Genomic DNA, 16,962 nt, shown 5'->3' with positions numbered 1-16,962 from the left:
CAGTGTCGGAGCGGCTCGCTAGCCTGTCCGCGATACGCACCTCGTGAACAAGGGAGCAGGGCCGATGGCTGTCCGCACGCCGCCGACCGATGAGGACATCTGGGTGGTACCCGGTGCCTGGTGGTCGAAAACCGATCCGTTCCGCGGCCGATGGCCCGCACGCAAGATTGCCGTGAATACGGCTGCGGCACAGACCATCTCCGACAAGTTGGCGCAGTCCGCGGATCGGATCCGCGCCATCCTGAGCCATTCCGGCTCGCACCAGGTGCTCGCGGAGCGCGGTGCGCGATACCTGGAAGAGCGGCGTGCGGACCCGCTCGGCGCGGCCGTGTGCGCCGCGATCGGCATGGACGCGATGCTTTGGGATGCCCGTGCCCTCGGCCGATACTACGACGACCACGCAGATCTCGCCGATTATCTGGTCGCGACCCACGGTCTCGGCGGTGCCGTGGCGACCGTGGCCGCGCTCAGCGGCATTCACGCGGAAGCATCGAATACCTGGGGCGGGCAATCGAATCGCGTTCTGGTGTCGAGTCCGTGCGACCCGCCCGCCACCCTGGTCCGGCGACTGCGCACCCTGCTGGCCGCCGCCGGGGCGATGGACTACGCCGACGCGCTCGACCAGGCACGGCAGCTGCGCCGCGGGCCGCTCGCGATCCGGTTGCTCACCTCATACCTGTTCCCCACCGAACAGGACTGGGTCGCAACCGATCTCGCCGATCCGAAACTCACCGACAGCTTCGGATCGATATTCCTGCTCGCCTCGGTGACCGATTCGGCGCACGCGCACCGCATCCTCGATCTGCTCGGCTGGCACTGGCATCTGCTGCGCGACAACAAATCGCTGATCTATAGTGTCGCAGCACATCTCGGCCCCGACGCCACTTCGGTCCTCACTCGGCTGTGGGAGGCGGGCCAGGGCAACAGCTCCGCTCCGGGACCGGAGACCCTGTCGCGCATGCTCGCCCGCCTCCCCACTGACGAAGCGATGGCCTTCCTGGCCAGGCATTCGTGGCGCAATGTGACCGCCGCGGCGCTGCTCGCCTCGACCGAACGGTTTCCGTCTCGTGCCATGCGGGTGCTCGGTGCACGGACCACCCTGCAGGAGAACGCCGCCGACTTCTGCCAGCACGTCCGCCGCCATCCCGAACTCGCCGTCGCCATGCGCGACGAACTGCCCGAATCCGCACAGCAGTTGATCACCGAGAGTCTGCCCGAAGAGCAGACGGTCGATACGGCTCCCGCCCAACTCGTTCCCGCGATCCTGAGCACACCGCCATGGCAACGGCCGCGTCACAGCCCTGCTGCCGTCGTAGCTCTCGAAGTCCCTGCGGGCGTTGCTATTTCGTGGCGCGATGGCGAGCAGGAGAAATGGCTCGACAGCGTCGGCACGCTGTCCGAGGATGAGATACGCGAGCGGCTGGAGCGCATTCCGCCGGGCAATGACTTCGTCAACGACTGGACACTGCACGCACTCGCCCAGGTCGACTTCGCGATCGCGGAACCGTACCTTCGCACCAGCACCGTGGGCTGGGGACTCTGGTCCGCGACTCCCCTGCTCGCACTCACGGCAAAACACGGCGCCGCTACGCACGATCTGGTCATCGACACCGTCACGAAGCGACCGCGCGACCACGCCGCGGCGATCGCCCCTTTCGAGAGTCCGGCCGTCGCCGAACTGGCCGTGGACTGGCTGCGTATGCGCTCGCGCCGCCGCATCGCGCTGGACTGGTTGCGCCGCCATCCCGCCTACGCCGCGACCGCGTTCATTCCGGGAGCGATCGGCAAGGCACGCAAGGCAAGACGCACGCATGCCGCGGCTCTGCGCACCCTCGTCACACTCGGTCACACCGATGCCATCATTGATGCGGCCACTGCATATGACGCCACCGCGGCGGTACGCGATTTGCTCGATACCGATCCCGCCGAGATCGTGCCCACGCGGATTCCGGTTCTCCCGCAATGGTTGTCGATCGCGGAGCTGCCCACGATCGCGCTGACCGGCGGCCACGCGCTGCCGCCCGAGGCGGTCGCCAATCTCGTCACGTTGATGATGCTGTCGGAACCCGGTGCGCCACATGCCGCGCTGGCACGGGTTCGCGAAGACTGCGACGCGGCGAGTCTGGCCGCCGCGGCTGGTGCGATCCACAGCCAGTGGACCAGGGCGGGTGCCCCGTCGAAGGACACCTGGGTCTGGGAAGTGCTGGCTGCCTTCGGAAATGACGAGACGGTCGAGGACCTGCTGCCGAATATCCTCTGGAGCGGAGCCAAGGACAATGCGCTCGACACCCTCGCCGCCATCGGCACCGACCACGCCTTGTCGGCGCTGATCACCTTGAACGAGAAGGGCCGAAACGCGGCGGTCCGGGATGCGGCACAGATCCGCGTCACCGATGTCGCGGACGAATTGGGTTTGAGCGAGGATCAACTCGCCGACCGCTTGGTTCCCGATCTCGGCCTGCGTCCCGACGGTACCGCGCTGCTGGACTTCGGGCCGCGCCAATTCGTGCTCGGCTTCGATGAACAGCTGCGCCCCATCATTACCGGCACCGACGGCACCCGCCACAAGGCACTGCCCAAGGCCGGAGTTCGCGACGACGAGTACTCGGCCGCCGACGCGACCGCGACCTATCGCTCGATCCGCAAGTCGGTCAAGAAGTTCGCCGCCGATCAGATCCGGCGGCTCGAACGCGCCATGGTCACCGAACGCCGCTTCACCCTGGACGAACTACGCACCCTGTTCATCGCACATCCGGTGCGCATCAACGTGACTCGCCGCCTGATCTGGGCGACCTATCGCGACGGCCAGGCGCTCGATTCGTTCCGGATCGCCGAGGACAACACCTTCGCCGACGCCGAGGACGCCACATTCGACGTCGCCGAAGATGCCGTCATCGGTATCGCCCATCCCCTCCACCTGGGCGCCGCGCCGACCGCCGCCTGGGCCGATGTGCTCGCCGATTACGAACTCCTGCAACCATTTCCACAGATCGACCGGGAGGTGCACCATCCGGATCCGGAACTGCTCGCCAGTTCCTCGGTGCCGATTCCGGCGAATGCCACCGTTCCCCTCGGCCGCATCCACGGCCTGACCAACCGCGGCTGGAATCCACCCGAGCGCGGTGACGGCGGTCGCATCGATACCTTCGACAAGCGGCTCCCCGACGACCGGGTTTTCAGTATCGGGATCGATCCGGGCATGGAGCCGTTCGAACCGGTCGCTCCCGTGCACGAGCTCAGGTACGCCGCGCTCGCGGGCCGCAATGGCCCTACCTTCGCCGACCTCGGCCCGGTGACCGTGTCGGAAATCCTGCGTGACCTCGCCTGGCTCTGCGGCCCGCGTTGACAGCACTTCCTGGACCTTTTGGGTGCCGGTAGGCTCGCGAACATGGGCACACAGGGTGAACCAGAGGCCATCGGTACGCGGGTCGAGGTCGTGCGCGTTTTCACGGACCCGACCGGTCGAGGCGGCAACGAGCTCGGCATCGCTCGCGCCGCCGATGTCGCCGAGGTCGACCACCAGGCGCTGGCGGCGAAGGCGGGGTACAGCGAGACCGTCGTTGTCGAGGATCCTGTCGACGAGGTCGCCAAGGTGCGGATCTACACCCCTGCGGTGGAGCTGCCCTTCGCCGGGCATCCGTCGGTGGGCACCGCGTGGTGGTTCGCCGAGCAGGGCCGGCCGGTGCGGATTCTGCAGGTGTCGGCGGGTCCCGTCGCCGTCGAACTCTCCGACGGCATGGTCTGGATCAAGGCGCGCGGCGAGTGGGCCCCGGACTTCACCTTTCACCAGCTCGACGACCTCGACGAGCTGGCGAATCTGCGCCCCGACGATTTCGACAGCGGCTCGCACTACCTCTGGACCTGGACCGACGAACACCGCGGTGCCCTGCGCTCGCGCATGTTCGCCCCCGCCATGGGCGTACCCGAGGACGAAGCCACCGGAGCCGCCGCCGTCGCCCTCACCGCTTTGCTACGCCGCGGCCTGATCATCACCCAGGGCAAGGGCTCGCAGATCTTCACCGAATGGGACTCCGACGGTTGGGTCCGACTCGGCGGCCGCGTGGTCGCCGACTCGGTCGTCAACCTCTAGACCGCAATTATCCGACGACCTATTCCGGCGGCCGCGGATGGCGGTCGGAATCGGAGACGAGTTCGGCGAGGCGGCGCAGCAGCGTGACGAGCTGGACCCGTTCGCTGGGCATGAACGCCTCGTAGGCGCGCAACTGGCGCTCGCGCAGCCGGGTCCGGAGCAGAGCGAGCCGCTCGGCGCCGTCGTCGGTGAGGCTCACCAGTACTCGCCGCTCGTCCTCGGGAGATCGGCGGCGCACGACGACACCCTTCGCCTCCAGTTGCTGCAACATACGGGTGGCGGTGGGCACGCTGACGTCCGCGTTGCTCGCCAGCCGTCCCACCGGGATGTCCGCCTCCCCGGCCAGCGGTTCCAGGAGTGCGACCTGGGCAAGGGAGAGTCCACCGATCTGCTCGGCACCCGCCGAACGGGCCCGCCGCATGGCGACGAACAGTGCGTCGGCCGCCTGCGCGATCTCCTCCCCGGTTACGTCGGCATCCGTCGCGATCCGCTGGACATTGCCGGTGTTTGCCACGCCTGCTAGCCTAGCATCACAATAATTAGCAAGCTAAATATTAGTAAGCGAGCGAAAAATGGCCTCTCCATCCCGGATCGACGTCCACCAGCACCTCATCCCGCCTGCCTACCGGGAAACAATGGACCGCCATGGGGAGACGGCCGGGGGTTGGCCCACACCCGCCTGGGACGCCGAGAGTGCGATCGCGATGATGGACCGCCGGTCGATCACGACCGGCATCCTCTCGATCAGCTCACCGGGCACCCACTTCGGCGACGACGCGGAGGCCCGCGCGGTCACCCGCGACGTCAACGAGTACAGCGCGGAGCTGGCCAAGGACCGGCCCGACCGCTTCGGCTTCTTCGCGAGTCTCCCGCTGCCGGACGTCGAGGGCGCGATCGCCGAAGCCTCCTACGCGCTGGACGAACTGCACGCCGACGGTGTTGTGCTGCTATCCAACTACTACGGCCGCTACCTCGGCCACAAGGAGTTCGAGCCGCTCTGGGCCGAGCTCGACGCTCGCGCGGCGGTGGTCTTCATCCACCCCACCGCCCCGCCGATGCCGATGCTGGAGGGCATGCCGAGCCCCCTGCTCGACTTCCCTTTCGACACCACCCGCACCGCCGTACATATGACGCTCAACGGCGTGATGAGCCGGCACACCCGGATGAAAGTGATCCTCTCGCACGCGGGCGGCTTCCTGCCCTACGCAGCCTGGCGGTTCACCGGAGGCGCCCAGTTCAATCCGGGCACAACGCCCATGGGCATTCTGACGGATCTGCAGCGTTTCTACTTCGACGCCGCACTGTCCACCACGCCATCCGCCCTGCCCTCCCTGCTGGCCTTCGCCGCGCCCGGACACATCTGCTACGGCAGCGACTTTCCCTTCGCCCCGGAGGGAAGCGGCGATCTTCTCGACTCTCTGCTGGAGAGCTACGAGGGCTTCGAACCCGGCCAGCTCGACGCGATCAATCGCGGTAGCGCCGAGGCCCTGTTCCCCCGTCTCGCAGCCGCCTGATCGGACAGCGACGCGGGCGGCCTATCCCGAGACGGCGGCGATCAGCATGTAGGCCGTGCCGAGGTCCATGACGATATGCGGCACGATCGCGGATGTCAGTGCGCGGGCGACGAAGGAAGCCGACCGCTGCGGGCCGGTTCGAATGCCGATCGGGTGGCCGAGCCAGCGTCGGCAACGACCGGTACTCGCCGCGACGATCAAGGCCAGCGCATCGGCGGTGAAGAGCGCGGTCAGTGCCAGTGCCGGTCCGGGGGCCGGCCCGTCGGCGTGCATGCCCGCACCGTGTCCCGCGATCGAGTACAGCATGGCGGCCGCGACGGCGATGTGATATCCGACAGCGATGATTCGATCATCGGGTAGTACGCGAGTCGTATTGCGCCACTGCATAATTCGAACTGCCAGTAAAGCCGCGAAGACGATGATGAGCGCGATCAGCACACCGCGCAGCACGACCGGATCCGCTCCCATCGGAAAGATCAGCATCGCAAGCATGACCATGCACATGATCAGATGGGCGGCATCGGATTCATGACATGCCGCCGCATTCATGCCGGGCGAATCTGCTTGCAGGCGAACGGGTTCGGCCCCACCGACGCCGTCCGGCGCCGCCAATCGACCGAGTACCACCGCGGCCGCGAACAGAAACGCCACCACCACCGACCACCGCAAGGCGGCATACTCCTGCGCGAACTCCACCACACCCACCTCCCGACCCATGTCCTCCCCTCCATGCTCGCACCCCGACACCCCACCCGCCGCACTTTCCCACAGCCACACCCCTTCTCGACACGAGGGGATCAGCGCGCGACGCTGGGGCGCAGGCGCTCGGTGGCGGCGCGGGCGAAGCGGCCCGGCGAGATACCGCGCCATTGTTTGAAGGCGTTGGAGAAGCTGGGGGCGCCGGAATAGCCCATGCGGTAGGCGACGTCCTCGACGGTGAGACCGGTGGCGAGTAGTTCCTCGGCGAGGGTGCCGTAGGTTTCGACGCACAGTCGGCGGTAAGAGGTGCCCTCGTCGGCTAGTCGGCGGCGCATTGTGCGCAGGCTCATGTGCAGGCGTTCGGCCACATCTTCCTGGGTGATGCGCCCGTTCATCTGATGCAGCAGCACCTCACGCACCGAACCGGCAAAGCCTAGCCGCAAACCTCGGCGCTGCAGCAGATCGGCGCACTGTTCCTCGAACATCAGCGCGGTGAGCGGGCTGGCATTGGGCATCGGTCGATCGATATCGGTGGCGTCGAAAACCGCGAGCTGGAGCTCCGGGGATTCGATGCTGGGAATCTCGAATTGCTCCAGTATCGGCCGCATTCGGGACAGCAGCCCACCGGCGACTTCGGCCCGCACCACCGGCGGCGGCACCCCGAACACCAGATACCAGTTGTAAAGCAGGGCCGCCACATCTCGTTCCGCCAAGAAGGCGCGCACATCTGCGGGCAGATCCCGATCGTCGCCGTAGAGCCAGATCTCGTCACCGTGGTAGACGTGCCAGGCCCGCGCGAACGAGGTCATCATGCTGAAGTAGCGCATCGCGACATCGATGGCCGAACGCATGGTCGGACTGCTCAGCACCGCCATACCGAGTACGCCATGGGTCGTGATGCGCGTGCGCATACCCGCTTCGAAGCCCAGTCCCGGTTGGTCGTCGAGCAAAGTGACGAGATTGCGGACGAGTAGAAGTTCCTGTGCCGCAGTGATCTCGGCGCCGGGCGTTTTCAACACCACCGAATCGATACCGGTGCCACACAGGAGGTCCGCGCGCGTCAGATTGTGATCATCGGCGAGCTCGGCAAGGATCGCCGCATTCGCCACCGACCGCCGCCACTCCCATGAGGCCACGTACACATCGTGAGCGCTGCTGGCCGATACTCGCAAGGTTTTGGCCGAACATCGTATACACCAAGCGAGTTCGGCCCGACCTGACCGGTATGCGCAATCTCATGACCCGATATCGCATGGCAACCGCACCATCGCTTACCTACCGTCATAGCTATCGTCGAGCGAAGACCAAGGTAGGCGAGAACAACATGCCGAGAAAGACCCTTGTCGGTACGCGCGTCGCGATTACGGGCGGCACCTACGGTATCGGCAAGGAGGCCGCATTGGCCTTCCTGGCCGTCGGTGCCGATGTGGCGATCGGTGACGCGGACATCGGCAAAGTGCGTGCAATCACCGCCCAGTTCAACCGGATTCATGGGGCCGACGCCGTCGGCCTTCCCGTCGAGGTCACCGACGGCGTGAGTTTCGCCGAATTCCTGGCGACCGCCGAACGCAGGCTGGGCGGTCTCGATGTCGTGGTGAATGCCGCCGATATCGAACCAATCGGTTCGTTTCTAGCCGAATCCGATCGCGAATCGGATCGGCAGATCGATATCAATCTCCGTGCGGTGATCACCGGATCCCGGCTCGCCGGAATGCGTTTCGTCGAACAGGGCCACGGACATATCGTCAATATCGGTTCCGCCATCGGCGTCACGGCCGCGCTCGGCGCCGCGGTGTACTGCGCGACCAAGCATGCGGTGGTCGGACTCGGCACCGCACTGCATCGCGGACTCGCCGAACAGGGCGTACTGGTCAGCACCATCGCGCCGGGGTACGCACCCGATCCGGAGGCGGTGGCGGACGCGATCGTCGACTGCGTCGAACACCGGCGCGGCGGACTGGTGGTGGTACCGCCGACCGGGTGGTTCCGTACCGCTATGCCGGATCCGGCGCAGTTGCGTCATACGATGCGGCGGATGCTCGGCAGTATGTGAGCCGTCAGGCCGGGAGCTCCCGCAGGACCCGTTTGAGTACCTTTCCGGTGGGGTTGCGTGGGAGTTCGTCGACGAACAGCACGTCACGCGGGACCTTGAAGCGGGCCAGATGCGTCTTCACGTGCTCGCGCACCTCGTCCCCGGTGAGCGAATGCCCTTCGCGAACAACGACTACCGCGCGCAGGCGCTGACCGTATCGATCGTCCGGTACGCCGAATGCGCTGACCTCGGCCACGGCCGGATGTGCGGCGAGCAGTTCCTCGACCTCGCCCGGAAAGACGTTCTCGCCGCCGGAGACGATCATGTCGTCATCGCGCCCATCGATGAAAAGTCTTCCGGCACTGTCGAAATGGCCGACATCGCCGGTGGACATCAGCCGTCCGATGCGCGGTTTGTCACCACCGCCGGTGTAGCCCTCGAATTGGTAGTCGTTGCCGACGAAGATGCGTCCGGTGGTGCCGGAGCTTACCTCTCGGTCGTTGTCGTCGAAGATCTTCACGGTGGTGCTGGGCACCGGAGAGCCGACGCAGCCGGGCTCGACCGCCAGATCCGCGGGTGTCGCAATAGTCGCGTAGGCCACCTCGGTGGATCCGTACACGTTGTACACCACCGGCCCGAATGCCTCGGTCACCCGGATGCACAGGTCCGCACCCAGCTGCGAGCCCGCGACGAAGATGATCCGCAACCGCGAAAGATCTCGCCCGGCAAAAGCTTTCGGTCCGGCGTCGACGAGCCGCTGCAGCATCACCGGCACCGCGACCATGGCTGTGGCACCGTGGCGGTCCAGACTGTCCAGCACCTCCTGGGGATCGAAGCGCCGCCGGATCACCAGCGTCGAACCGAAGCCGACCGCGAGGACGGCGTGCGCGAATCCGAGCGTATGGAACAGCGGCGCAGGGCATTCGGTGATTTCGCGGGCACGGAACGGCACCTTGCCGAGGATGGCCCCCAGCGGCGACAGTGAGGCAGGCTCGCTGCTGCGCGGCGCACCTTTCGGGGTACCGGTCGTCCCGCTGGTCAGCAGGATGATGCGAGGGGCGGTGCGCGGCCTACGCGGTGGCGTGCGCGCCGCACCCGCGATCAGATTGTCGATGGTGTCGACGCCCGGTCTATCGGCCCAGGCGCGGTAGCGTCCACGGCGCGGCGTGAAATCGCCGAGCATACTCGCGTATTCGTCGTCGAAGATCAGCAGATCGGCACCCTCGCGGGTCACCACCTCGCGCAGTTGCGGCGCCGCGAAATCGGTATTGAGCAGGATGATTCGCGCACCGCATTTCGCGGCGGCGAAGACCGCGTAGTGGAAGCCGCGGTGGTTGCGCGCCAGGATGGCGACACCCTCACCATCACGCAGTCCGCGCGCCCGCCAGGCATTCGCGAGCGCGGTGCTGCGCTCGTCGAGTTCACGAAAGCTGACGCGACCGAGTTCATCGATGATGGCGGCGCGATCGCGATAGCGCAGGGCGGCAACCGTTGTCAGGCCGCCGAGCAGTCCGGAGCGCAGCACCGCGGCACCCATCAGGGCGAGTCGATCCGGGCGTTCGGGAGTCGCGAGTCCGGCACGCACCGTCAACGCGGCGTAGTAGGTCTCATCGGCGGCTCGCCGCGCCGCAGCCGCGGCCAGCGCCCCGACCTTGTTCGCAAACTTCATGATTCGATCCTGACGCCAATCTCGCCGAACCGCTCGCCGACCCGAATCCCTTCGGCCGCAGCCGATTCTGACACCGCGGCCGTGCGGCCGACGCGTCTGTAAGCGACGGGGCGCCCCACTCGGCTGACGACGGCGCCCAAGGGTACCGGCTGTCGGCGCGACCCCGTCAGCGCGCAATCCGTGTGCAGCGCGTACTTCTCGAGTTTCGGCATCGTTGTCCACCTAGGTGAGGGCGAGTGCCCTCACAGTAAAGGGTCTCCGGCGGATTCGTCGAGCACCGACCCAGACAGCAGGTCCGATGCAGGCACAATCCATGATGGACGAATGTCCAGCGATATGGGCGACCGCCTACGGACCCCAACCGCACCCGCCGCCGTGCTGCGGATCGTCGTCGATGATCTGTCCGGTCCCGAAGTAGCTACCCTGCTCACCCAGCATCTGGCCGAGATGTACGACAACTCGCCCGAAGACAGCGTGCACGCACTCGACCTGGATGCGCTCCGCGGCCCGAACGTCACCTTCTGGAGCGCCTGGGAGGACGACGAACTCGCTGGTTGCGGCGCACTCAAACAGCTCGACCCCACCCACGCCGAGGTCAAGTCGATGCGTACCGCCACCGATCGCACCGGCCGCGGCATCGCCTCGGCCCTGCTGCACCGTCTCATCGCCGAGGCCCGCACACGCAACTACCAGCGACTCAGCCTGGAGACCGGAGCCTCCGACTACTTCGTCCCCGCACTGCGGCTATATGCCCGCCACGGATTCGAGATCTGCGCACCCTTCGCCGACTACGTCGAGGATCCACACAGCGTCTTCATGACGCGCACCCTCTGATTCCACGCGTCGGACAGCAGACCTCCCGCACCCATCGAAGCCTGGTGGATCGGACCGTCAGCCCGCGTTGATCGCGCTGATCAGCGTGCGATTGCCCGCCGTTCGCGTCGTGATGATCTGTGTGAAGGTCTGTGGCTGCTCGCCCGGACGCTGCTGGGTCAGCCGGACCTCCCAATGCGCCTCCCCCGCATCGCTGCCCGCGCGGGTGATCTGCACGCAGTAGAGTGTGCCGATCGGTACCTGGTTGATTCCGCGCTGAATCTGGTCGGCGGCAGGCACATTCGCATCATTGGCGACTACGCCGCGCGCGGCGAATCCGGAACGCTGCACATAGTAGGCACGTTCGAACGCGAGGATCGCCGACGGCCCATCGCTGGTGCCGCCGGGATCGGTGCCGGAGATGACATCACCGGTGCGCCGCTGTTCGCAGCCCGGGGTGGCAACCGCGGACGGCTGGTCACCGGGTGCCGTAGTCGCTGGAGCGCGCCCACCAGTCCCCTGGGCGGCCGCCCGTGTTGTCGCCGCGGCCGGTCGCTTGTGATCGCCGGAGCCGCCGAAGACGAACATCAGCACCGAGACCACCGCCAACACCACGCCGAGCACGATCAACACCGCGACAACTCGGTTGCCACCGCCGGTCGGCTGCGGATCGCGACGACGCGGCGGATGCCGCAGTGCCGGACCGGGATTGCCACCGGAGCGATCGATGATCGTCGGTACGACGGAACTCGTCTCCGCCGGTAGCTCGGACTCGGCTTCGACCGCGCGCGCCGGAGGCCGACTGCGATTCGCCTCCGGTGGCGTCGCCGCCGGGCGCTGCGGTTCGAGCCACTCCTGCCAATCCCCGGCCGGCCGAGGACGGCGCGGCCGCTCGGGTGGATCGAGCGCATCGGCCAGCGGTGTCCGGGGCTGGCCCGAACCGCGGCGTGCGTTCGGACGGCGGCGCCGCTTCGGGGCCGGAGCGGCAGGCCGGACCATGGGCAGGCCGGTATCGAACGGATTGCCCTGGTTCTGGCTCGAGGAGCCGGAATCAGAGCTCGTCATCGTCGAATTCGCCGATCACCGCAGGCGGGACGGTCGCCAATACGGTCGGCACGGTGACACCGAGTTGACCGTCGCGCGGGCGGCGGTCCTCATCCGACTGCGACGACGGCGGCATCGCCAGACCACCGGTGGTGCCGGGCTGATTCGTCGGTTCCGGCCCGGACGGGCGCGACGGCGGCGTGTCCGCGCTCGCGGCCGGTGCCTGCGGCGCGGGTGCGGGCGCGGGTTTCGTCGCGGTCGGGCCGTCCATGCTCGGCGGGATCACCGAGTTGGTTCCGATATTCGGCGCGGGCTTGGACGACTGCCCCGATCCACCACCGAAGTCGATGACATTCGTGGGCTTGCTCGCGCTGTCACCGCCTGAGGGCGAATTCGTGGTGCTGCCCGGGTGGATGAGCTCGGGAATCGCCTTATCGATGACCTTGTCCGCGGACGCGGCCACGGTATCCATGGCGTGCGTGCCGACTTCGGCGATCTTATCGATCAGGTGGGTGCCGATATTGACCCCGGCATCGATGGCCGCGGTGCCGACCGAAACGCCCGCGTTGATCAGGTACTGCTGCAACTGGAGTTGGGCCGCCTGCACCGGATCCAGTGGCGTCGTCGTGGTCACGCCCGCCGTGGTCACGCCGTTCGTCGTACCCGGCACGACCGTCTGCTGGGTGGTGCCGACACCCTGCGGTGTGGTCACCGTGAGCGGTCCCATCGCATCCAACCGCGAGGTGTGGTCATCCATCTCCGACTGCGCCGTGCTGACCGCGGTGACCGCGTCGCGCAACGCCTGGGTCGCTCGCGCGATCACCGCGTCGGAATCCGAGGACGCGCTCGCGGTGCTCATGATCTGCTTGGCGTCGCGACGGAAGTCCGCGATGATCTGATCCACCTTCTGCGCGGCACGGGCGCTGGTGGCATGGGCATCGCCGAGCACCGACAGGTACTCGGGTCCGCGATCGGTGATATCACCGATCTGAGTTTGCGTGGTGCGCAATGCCGGAACGGCATCGTCGGCGGCGCGGGAAGTCCATGTCGATTCGAGGGCGTGCAGGCCCTCGCGGTGCGGGCCCTCGGCATCGGCGGCCTGGGTGGACGCGGTGGACAGCGCGTTGACGACGGACTGGTCCGGAGTCGCGACGCCGCTGCCGAGCGAAGCCCGCAATTGCAGCAGCGGCTCGACCAGCGCCGCTACGATCGGCGGATCCACATTCGGATCGACGGGCGTGCTGGCAGGAGTATCGGCCGCATTGTTCGCGGGCCGCCGTCGAAGCAGTCGTCTCATGCCTGCGCCTCGCTGACGCTCGGCTCGGGCATGTGCCGTGCACGGTGGCACATGATTCGCGCCCACCCGTCGCCCGACCACCGCCCCTCATCGAATCGCTGCGCGATGGCGCATTCAGTTGGTTCGCTCATGGCAGCGCCTCTCCTTGCCGGGCAAGGGCGCCCGCGGAATCGATATCGATACCCTGCATGTCCGCGCTGTAGTCGCGCAGCACCTGCCCGTAGGCGGCGACCAGTTGCCCTGCGGTCGAGAGCGCCTGCACGTGTTCGTTCACCTTCTCGGTGAACCGGGCCACGAATCCGGCACCGACCTGGCCGAGGTCGGCGACCAGCCGCTCGGGATTCACCGCGCCACCCGCGACCGCCGACGCGGAGGCCAGCTGTTGCGACACCGTATTCGCGATTGTGGTGTAGGCGGCCATCGCCGCCGGGTCGAGCTTCAGCGCGTCCACTGTTCCCCCTTAGTACGGAAACCAATCTGTCGCGTCACATTTCGACACTCCGAGCGTACTTGGGACCCGGGCAATGCGCGCGCGGATCCTTTCGTTCCGCTGGAGTCTATGCCGCCGGATCCGTCGCTTGAGCCCGACACCGGTCCGCTTCCGCAGAGACCGAGGTCGAATGCGGAAATGATCACTTTCACCTCGCGCCGGTTCTATGCTTGTCGCGACGGAGTTGGTCCCATCATCACCCTGGCGATCCCCGCGCAGGGTGCCAGCAAGGGTTAGAGGGGTCAGAAGCGTGAAGAACAGCAAACGTTTTCGAAACTGGTCGGTCAGATCCGCTTTACTCGTCGGTGCCGTTTCCGCAGGTCTCCTGATGGCGGGGACGGCACAGGCCGAACCGTTGTGGCCCGGTGGACCGGATATCGGCTCACCGGCGATCATCCCGCCGGTTCCGATCGTCGCACCGTGTGGCACCACCGCACGCATGTGCATGCGGCTGTCGACGAACGAGGCCTGGCTGATGGACAACGGCAAGGTCACCTACGGTCCGACCCCGATCTCGCACGGTCGGCCCGGGTATGAGACACCGCCGGGCGTCTTCAAGGTCGCGTTCAAGCGGGAAGACTTCTGGAGCACCATGCACAACGCTCCGATGAAGTGGGCGGTCTTCTTCAACGGCGATATCGCCACCCATATCGGCCCCATCGAGGAGCAGTCGCACGGCTGCATCCGGATGACTCCCGAGGGCGCCGAAGCGACATACCGCTATCTCAACCCCGGCGACGTGGTCGAAGTCGTACCATGACACCGGATTTGCGCATGGAAGGGCCCGGGCGGATTCCGCCCGGGCCTTTCTCATGTCCGCCTCGCCTGCCTCAGCGTTCTCCGACGAGCTGCGGATCCGCGTCTTCTTCCATGACGGCCTCGCCGCGGGCGACCATGCCCGCTTCATCGGAGAGCTTCATATGGGGAATGAACAGCGCGAGCACGAAGGCGATTACCGCGCCCGGGATCAGGTACCAGAAGCCGGGGACCAAGGCGTCCACGTAGGCGCCGACGATGGCGTCGTGCAGGCCGTCGGGTAGATGCTTGACCACCGAGGGCACCAACGCGCCCGGATCCAGCTTCGCCGCCGCGGCTTCGGGCCCGTGGGAGACGAAGACATCGGTGAGGCCCTCGGTCAAACGGTTGGTGAAGATGGAGCCGAAAATCGCCACGCCCAGTGCGCCGCCCATTTCGCGGAAATAGTTGTTGGCGCTGGTAGCAGTGCCGATTTGGTCGGGGGCCACGGCGTTCTGGACGACCAAGACGATGATCTGCATGATCAGACCGAGGCCCGCCCCCATGACGAACAGCATGGCGGAGACGACCCACATCGGGGTATCCGCGTCCAGGCGGGTCAACCAGAGCATGTCCGCGAACATCAAAACCGCGCCCAGGGGCGGATAGAGCTTGTACCGGCCGGTTTTGGTGATCATCGTCATCGAGGCGATCAATGCGATCATCAGACCGACCATCATCGGAATCAGCAACAGACCGGAGACCGAAGCCGAAGCGCCCGTTGCCATTTGGAGATAGGTCGGGATGAAGGCGAGGGCAGCGAACATCACCAGGCCGACCACGAAGCCGATCGCGGAAGTCAGCACGAAGGTGCGATTGCGGAACAACCACAGCGGCAGCATCGGCTCCTCCGCACGCGCCTCCACGAGCACGAAGGCAGCGACCACCACGACGAACGCCGCGATCATGCTGACCATAACCGCCCCGCCCCAAGCGTATTGCTTGCCGCCCCAGTCAGTGATCAGGATCAGCAGCGTGGTCGCGGCCGACATCAACACCACACCGAGATAGTCGGGCCGGGTCTTGGGCCGGTGGCTTGGGATGCTCAGGTAGCGGAAGGCGATGAACAGTGCGGCGATTCCGATCGGCACATTGATCCAGAAGCACCAGCGCCAGCCGAGATGGTCGGCGAAGAAACCGCCGAGCAGCGGACCCGCGACCGAGGTGATGCCGAAGACCGCGCCCATCGGAGCCATATATTTGCCGCGATCCTTGGCGGGCACCACATCGGCGATGATGGCCTGCGCCAGAATCATCAGACCACCACCGCCGACGCCCTGCAGACCGCGGAAGGTGATGAACTCCCAGAAGCTCGTCGACGCGGCGGCCCCGATAGAGGCCACGGTGAAAATCGTGATGGCGAACAGGAACGGCCAGCGCCGCCCGAACAGATCGCCGAATTTGCCGTAGATCGGCATCATGATGGTGGTCGCGAGCAGATAGGACGTTGCGGTCCAAGCCATATGGGCGATGCCGCCCAGATCGCCGACAATGGTCGGCATCGCGGTGCCGACGATGGTCTGGTCCAGGCTGGCCAGGAACATCCCCGCGATCAGTGCGCCGAAGATGAGCCAGATCCGCTTCTGGGTCAGGATAATCGGCTCGGGCGGCGATTCAGCCGTGATGGTCATCTCTTGCGTCTCTCCTTCTTCCCGTCATGCTGTTCGAACAGCCGCGCGGCCATTGCGCAGTGTTCGCGTACTGCCGCCGCCAGCGACGCGGTCGGATCTCCGACCGTGGTCACCGCTGCCCGCGTGGCGATGGTCGTCATGAATCCCGCTGCCAGACCGGCGAATTCGGTCGATACGGCACTGCCGAGCCGAGCCGAGAGCAGGTCGGTCAGCACGCTCTCCAAGCGGGCGCCCGAGGCGACGAAGGCCGCGAGCACCCGCGGCTCGCTCTTGATGATCTCGGTAACCAGCGTGATGCCCTCGCGCACCTCGGTTTCGGATTCGAAGCCGTGCACGAACAACCAGGTGAGATCGTCCATCAGCACGCCACTCGGCCCGCCCGCGATGAACTGCTCGCGCAACTCCGGTGTGCCGATCTCGCCGACCGGCCCAACTACCGCATCCATTTTCGTCTCGTAGTAGTTGAAGAACGTGCGAGGCGAGACTCCGACCGCTCTGGCGATGTCCTCGACGGTCGTCGCGTCCAGCCCGTGCTCGACCGCGAGCCGACGCGCGGCAAGACAGAGATCGAGCTCGGTCTGGCGTTTCTTCTGCTCCCGCAACCCGATCGGGCGCTCGACCTTGGACATGTCCGCCAAAGTAGCACAAACTGCAATTTTTCAGAAACTGCAAGTTCAGGGTGGGCGGTAGCGCCGCGAGGCCGAACGACTCCGAACCGACCGGCCGCGAACGACCCACCGCGATCCGAAAGCGAATAACCAGCTACGCGCAACCCGAGCGAGCGCCGTCCCGCGAACCAGCCCGATGCGCGAATCTCCTTGGCGGGGAGGAGAATTAGCATACCCTCCGAGTCGAGTTAACTCCGATATAACTCAAGATTCATCGACT

At 66.4% G+C, this 16,962-nt stretch carries 16 protein-coding genes; 6 read left to right on the top strand and 10 right to left on the bottom strand.

Annotated features, from left to right (window positions below):
* The first annotated feature begins 64 nt into the window (after window positions 1-64).
* Together ACQPZ2_RS16375 and ACQPZ2_RS16370 are read left to right on the top strand one after the other, a co-directional pair.
* Window positions 65-3,346 carry a DUF4132 domain-containing protein gene (locus ACQPZ2_RS16375; protein WP_433526337.1) on the top strand — a complete coding sequence of 1,094 codons (3,282 nt, stop codon included), beginning with the start codon at window positions 65-67 and terminating at the stop codon, window positions 3,344-3,346.
* Between the two features lie 42 nt (window positions 3,347-3,388).
* Window positions 3,389-4,090 (top strand): PhzF family phenazine biosynthesis protein, encoded by a 702-nt coding sequence (locus tag ACQPZ2_RS16370; RefSeq protein WP_063038347.1) that lies wholly within the window; start codon window positions 3,389-3,391, stop codon window positions 4,088-4,090.
* 19 nt (window positions 4,091-4,109) lie between these two features.
* Here the strand turns inward: ACQPZ2_RS16370 and ACQPZ2_RS16365 are convergent, their stop codons facing one another.
* Window positions 4,110-4,604 carry a MarR family winged helix-turn-helix transcriptional regulator gene (locus tag ACQPZ2_RS16365; RefSeq protein WP_433526336.1) on the bottom strand — a complete coding sequence of 165 codons (495 nt, stop codon included), beginning with the start codon at window positions 4,602-4,604 and terminating at the stop codon, window positions 4,110-4,112.
* A gap of 58 nt (window positions 4,605-4,662) precedes the next feature.
* On the opposite strand from ACQPZ2_RS16365, the gene ACQPZ2_RS16360 reads away from it, so the two are divergent.
* Window positions 4,663-5,604, top strand: coding sequence for an amidohydrolase family protein (locus ACQPZ2_RS16360; protein ID WP_433526335.1), 942 nt, complete (start codon window positions 4,663-4,665; stop codon window positions 5,602-5,604).
* A gap of 21 nt (window positions 5,605-5,625) precedes the next feature.
* On the opposite strand, the gene ACQPZ2_RS16355 is transcribed toward ACQPZ2_RS16360, so the two are convergent.
* Together ACQPZ2_RS16355 and ACQPZ2_RS16350 are read right to left on the bottom strand one after the other, a co-directional pair.
* Entirely contained in the window at window positions 5,626-6,321 is a 696-nt protein-coding gene (locus ACQPZ2_RS16355) for a DUF5134 domain-containing protein (RefSeq protein ID WP_433526334.1), read from the bottom strand.
* A gap of 80 nt (window positions 6,322-6,401) precedes the next feature.
* Window positions 6,402-7,439: an AraC family transcriptional regulator ligand-binding domain-containing protein gene (locus tag ACQPZ2_RS16350; RefSeq protein ID WP_433526333.1), complete on the bottom strand. Its 1,038-nt coding sequence runs from the start codon at window positions 7,437-7,439 to the stop codon at window positions 6,402-6,404.
* Window positions 7,440-7,627: 188 nt separating this feature from the next.
* Here ACQPZ2_RS16350 and ACQPZ2_RS16345 point away from each other — a divergent pair, with 188 nt between their 5' ends.
* Window positions 7,628-8,356: an SDR family NAD(P)-dependent oxidoreductase gene (locus ACQPZ2_RS16345; RefSeq protein WP_433526332.1), complete on the top strand. Its 729-nt coding sequence runs from the start codon at window positions 7,628-7,630 to the stop codon at window positions 8,354-8,356.
* Window positions 8,357-8,360: 4 nt separating this feature from the next.
* On the opposite strand, the gene ACQPZ2_RS16340 is transcribed toward ACQPZ2_RS16345, so the two are convergent.
* Window positions 8,361-10,004 carry an acyl-CoA synthetase gene (locus tag ACQPZ2_RS16340; RefSeq protein ID WP_433526331.1) on the bottom strand — a complete coding sequence of 548 codons (1,644 nt, stop codon included), beginning with the start codon at window positions 10,002-10,004 and terminating at the stop codon, window positions 8,361-8,363.
* 324 nt (window positions 10,005-10,328) lie between these two features.
* Between ACQPZ2_RS16340 and ACQPZ2_RS16335 the strand changes: the two genes are divergently transcribed.
* Entirely contained in the window at window positions 10,329-10,838 is a 510-nt protein-coding gene (locus tag ACQPZ2_RS16335) for a GNAT family N-acetyltransferase (protein WP_433526330.1), read from the top strand.
* Between the two features lie 57 nt (window positions 10,839-10,895).
* On the opposite strand, the gene ACQPZ2_RS16330 is transcribed toward ACQPZ2_RS16335, so the two are convergent.
* The 4 genes from ACQPZ2_RS16330 to ACQPZ2_RS16315 are packed head-to-tail and all read right to left on the bottom strand — an operon-like array spanning window position 10,896 to window position 13,609.
* Window positions 10,896-11,882, bottom strand: a complete 987-nt coding sequence (locus tag ACQPZ2_RS16330) for a hypothetical protein (protein ID WP_433526329.1) — start codon at window positions 11,880-11,882, stop codon at window positions 10,896-10,898.
* A complete protein-coding gene (locus ACQPZ2_RS16325; protein WP_433526328.1) occupies window positions 11,869-13,158 on the bottom strand; it encodes a hypothetical protein in 1,290 nt (429 codons plus the stop codon). The genes ACQPZ2_RS16330 and ACQPZ2_RS16325 overlap by 14 nt, the downstream gene beginning before the upstream one ends.
* A complete protein-coding gene (locus ACQPZ2_RS16320; RefSeq protein WP_433526327.1) occupies window positions 13,155-13,289 on the bottom strand; it encodes a hypothetical protein in 135 nt (44 codons plus the stop codon). Before ACQPZ2_RS16320 ends, ACQPZ2_RS16325 begins: the two co-directional genes overlap by 4 nt.
* Entirely contained in the window at window positions 13,286-13,609 is a 324-nt protein-coding gene (locus ACQPZ2_RS16315; protein WP_433526326.1) for a hypothetical protein, read from the bottom strand. The genes ACQPZ2_RS16320 and ACQPZ2_RS16315 overlap by 4 nt, the downstream gene beginning before the upstream one ends.
* 367 nt (window positions 13,610-13,976) lie before the next feature.
* Between ACQPZ2_RS16315 and ACQPZ2_RS16310 the strand changes: the two genes are divergently transcribed.
* Window positions 13,977-14,408, top strand: a complete 432-nt coding sequence (locus ACQPZ2_RS16310; protein ID WP_387284936.1) for a L,D-transpeptidase — start codon at window positions 13,977-13,979, stop codon at window positions 14,406-14,408.
* Between the two features lie 70 nt (window positions 14,409-14,478).
* Here the strand turns inward: ACQPZ2_RS16310 and ACQPZ2_RS16305 are convergent, their stop codons facing one another.
* Window positions 14,479-16,074: an MDR family MFS transporter gene (locus tag ACQPZ2_RS16305; RefSeq protein WP_433526325.1), complete on the bottom strand. Its 1,596-nt coding sequence runs from the start codon at window positions 16,072-16,074 to the stop codon at window positions 14,479-14,481.
* Entirely contained in the window at window positions 16,071-16,703 is a 633-nt protein-coding gene (locus tag ACQPZ2_RS16300; protein WP_433526324.1) for a TetR/AcrR family transcriptional regulator, read from the bottom strand. Before ACQPZ2_RS16300 ends, ACQPZ2_RS16305 begins: the two co-directional genes overlap by 4 nt.
* Between the last annotated feature and the right edge of the window lie 259 nt (window positions 16,704-16,962).

The organism is Nocardia pseudovaccinii (assembly GCF_050942345.1).
Lineage (GTDB): Bacteria > Actinomycetota > Actinomycetes > Mycobacteriales > Mycobacteriaceae > Nocardia > Nocardia pseudovaccinii.
Note: the sequence above shows the minus strand (reverse complement) of the source record. Positions and strands in the feature narration are given on the sequence as shown.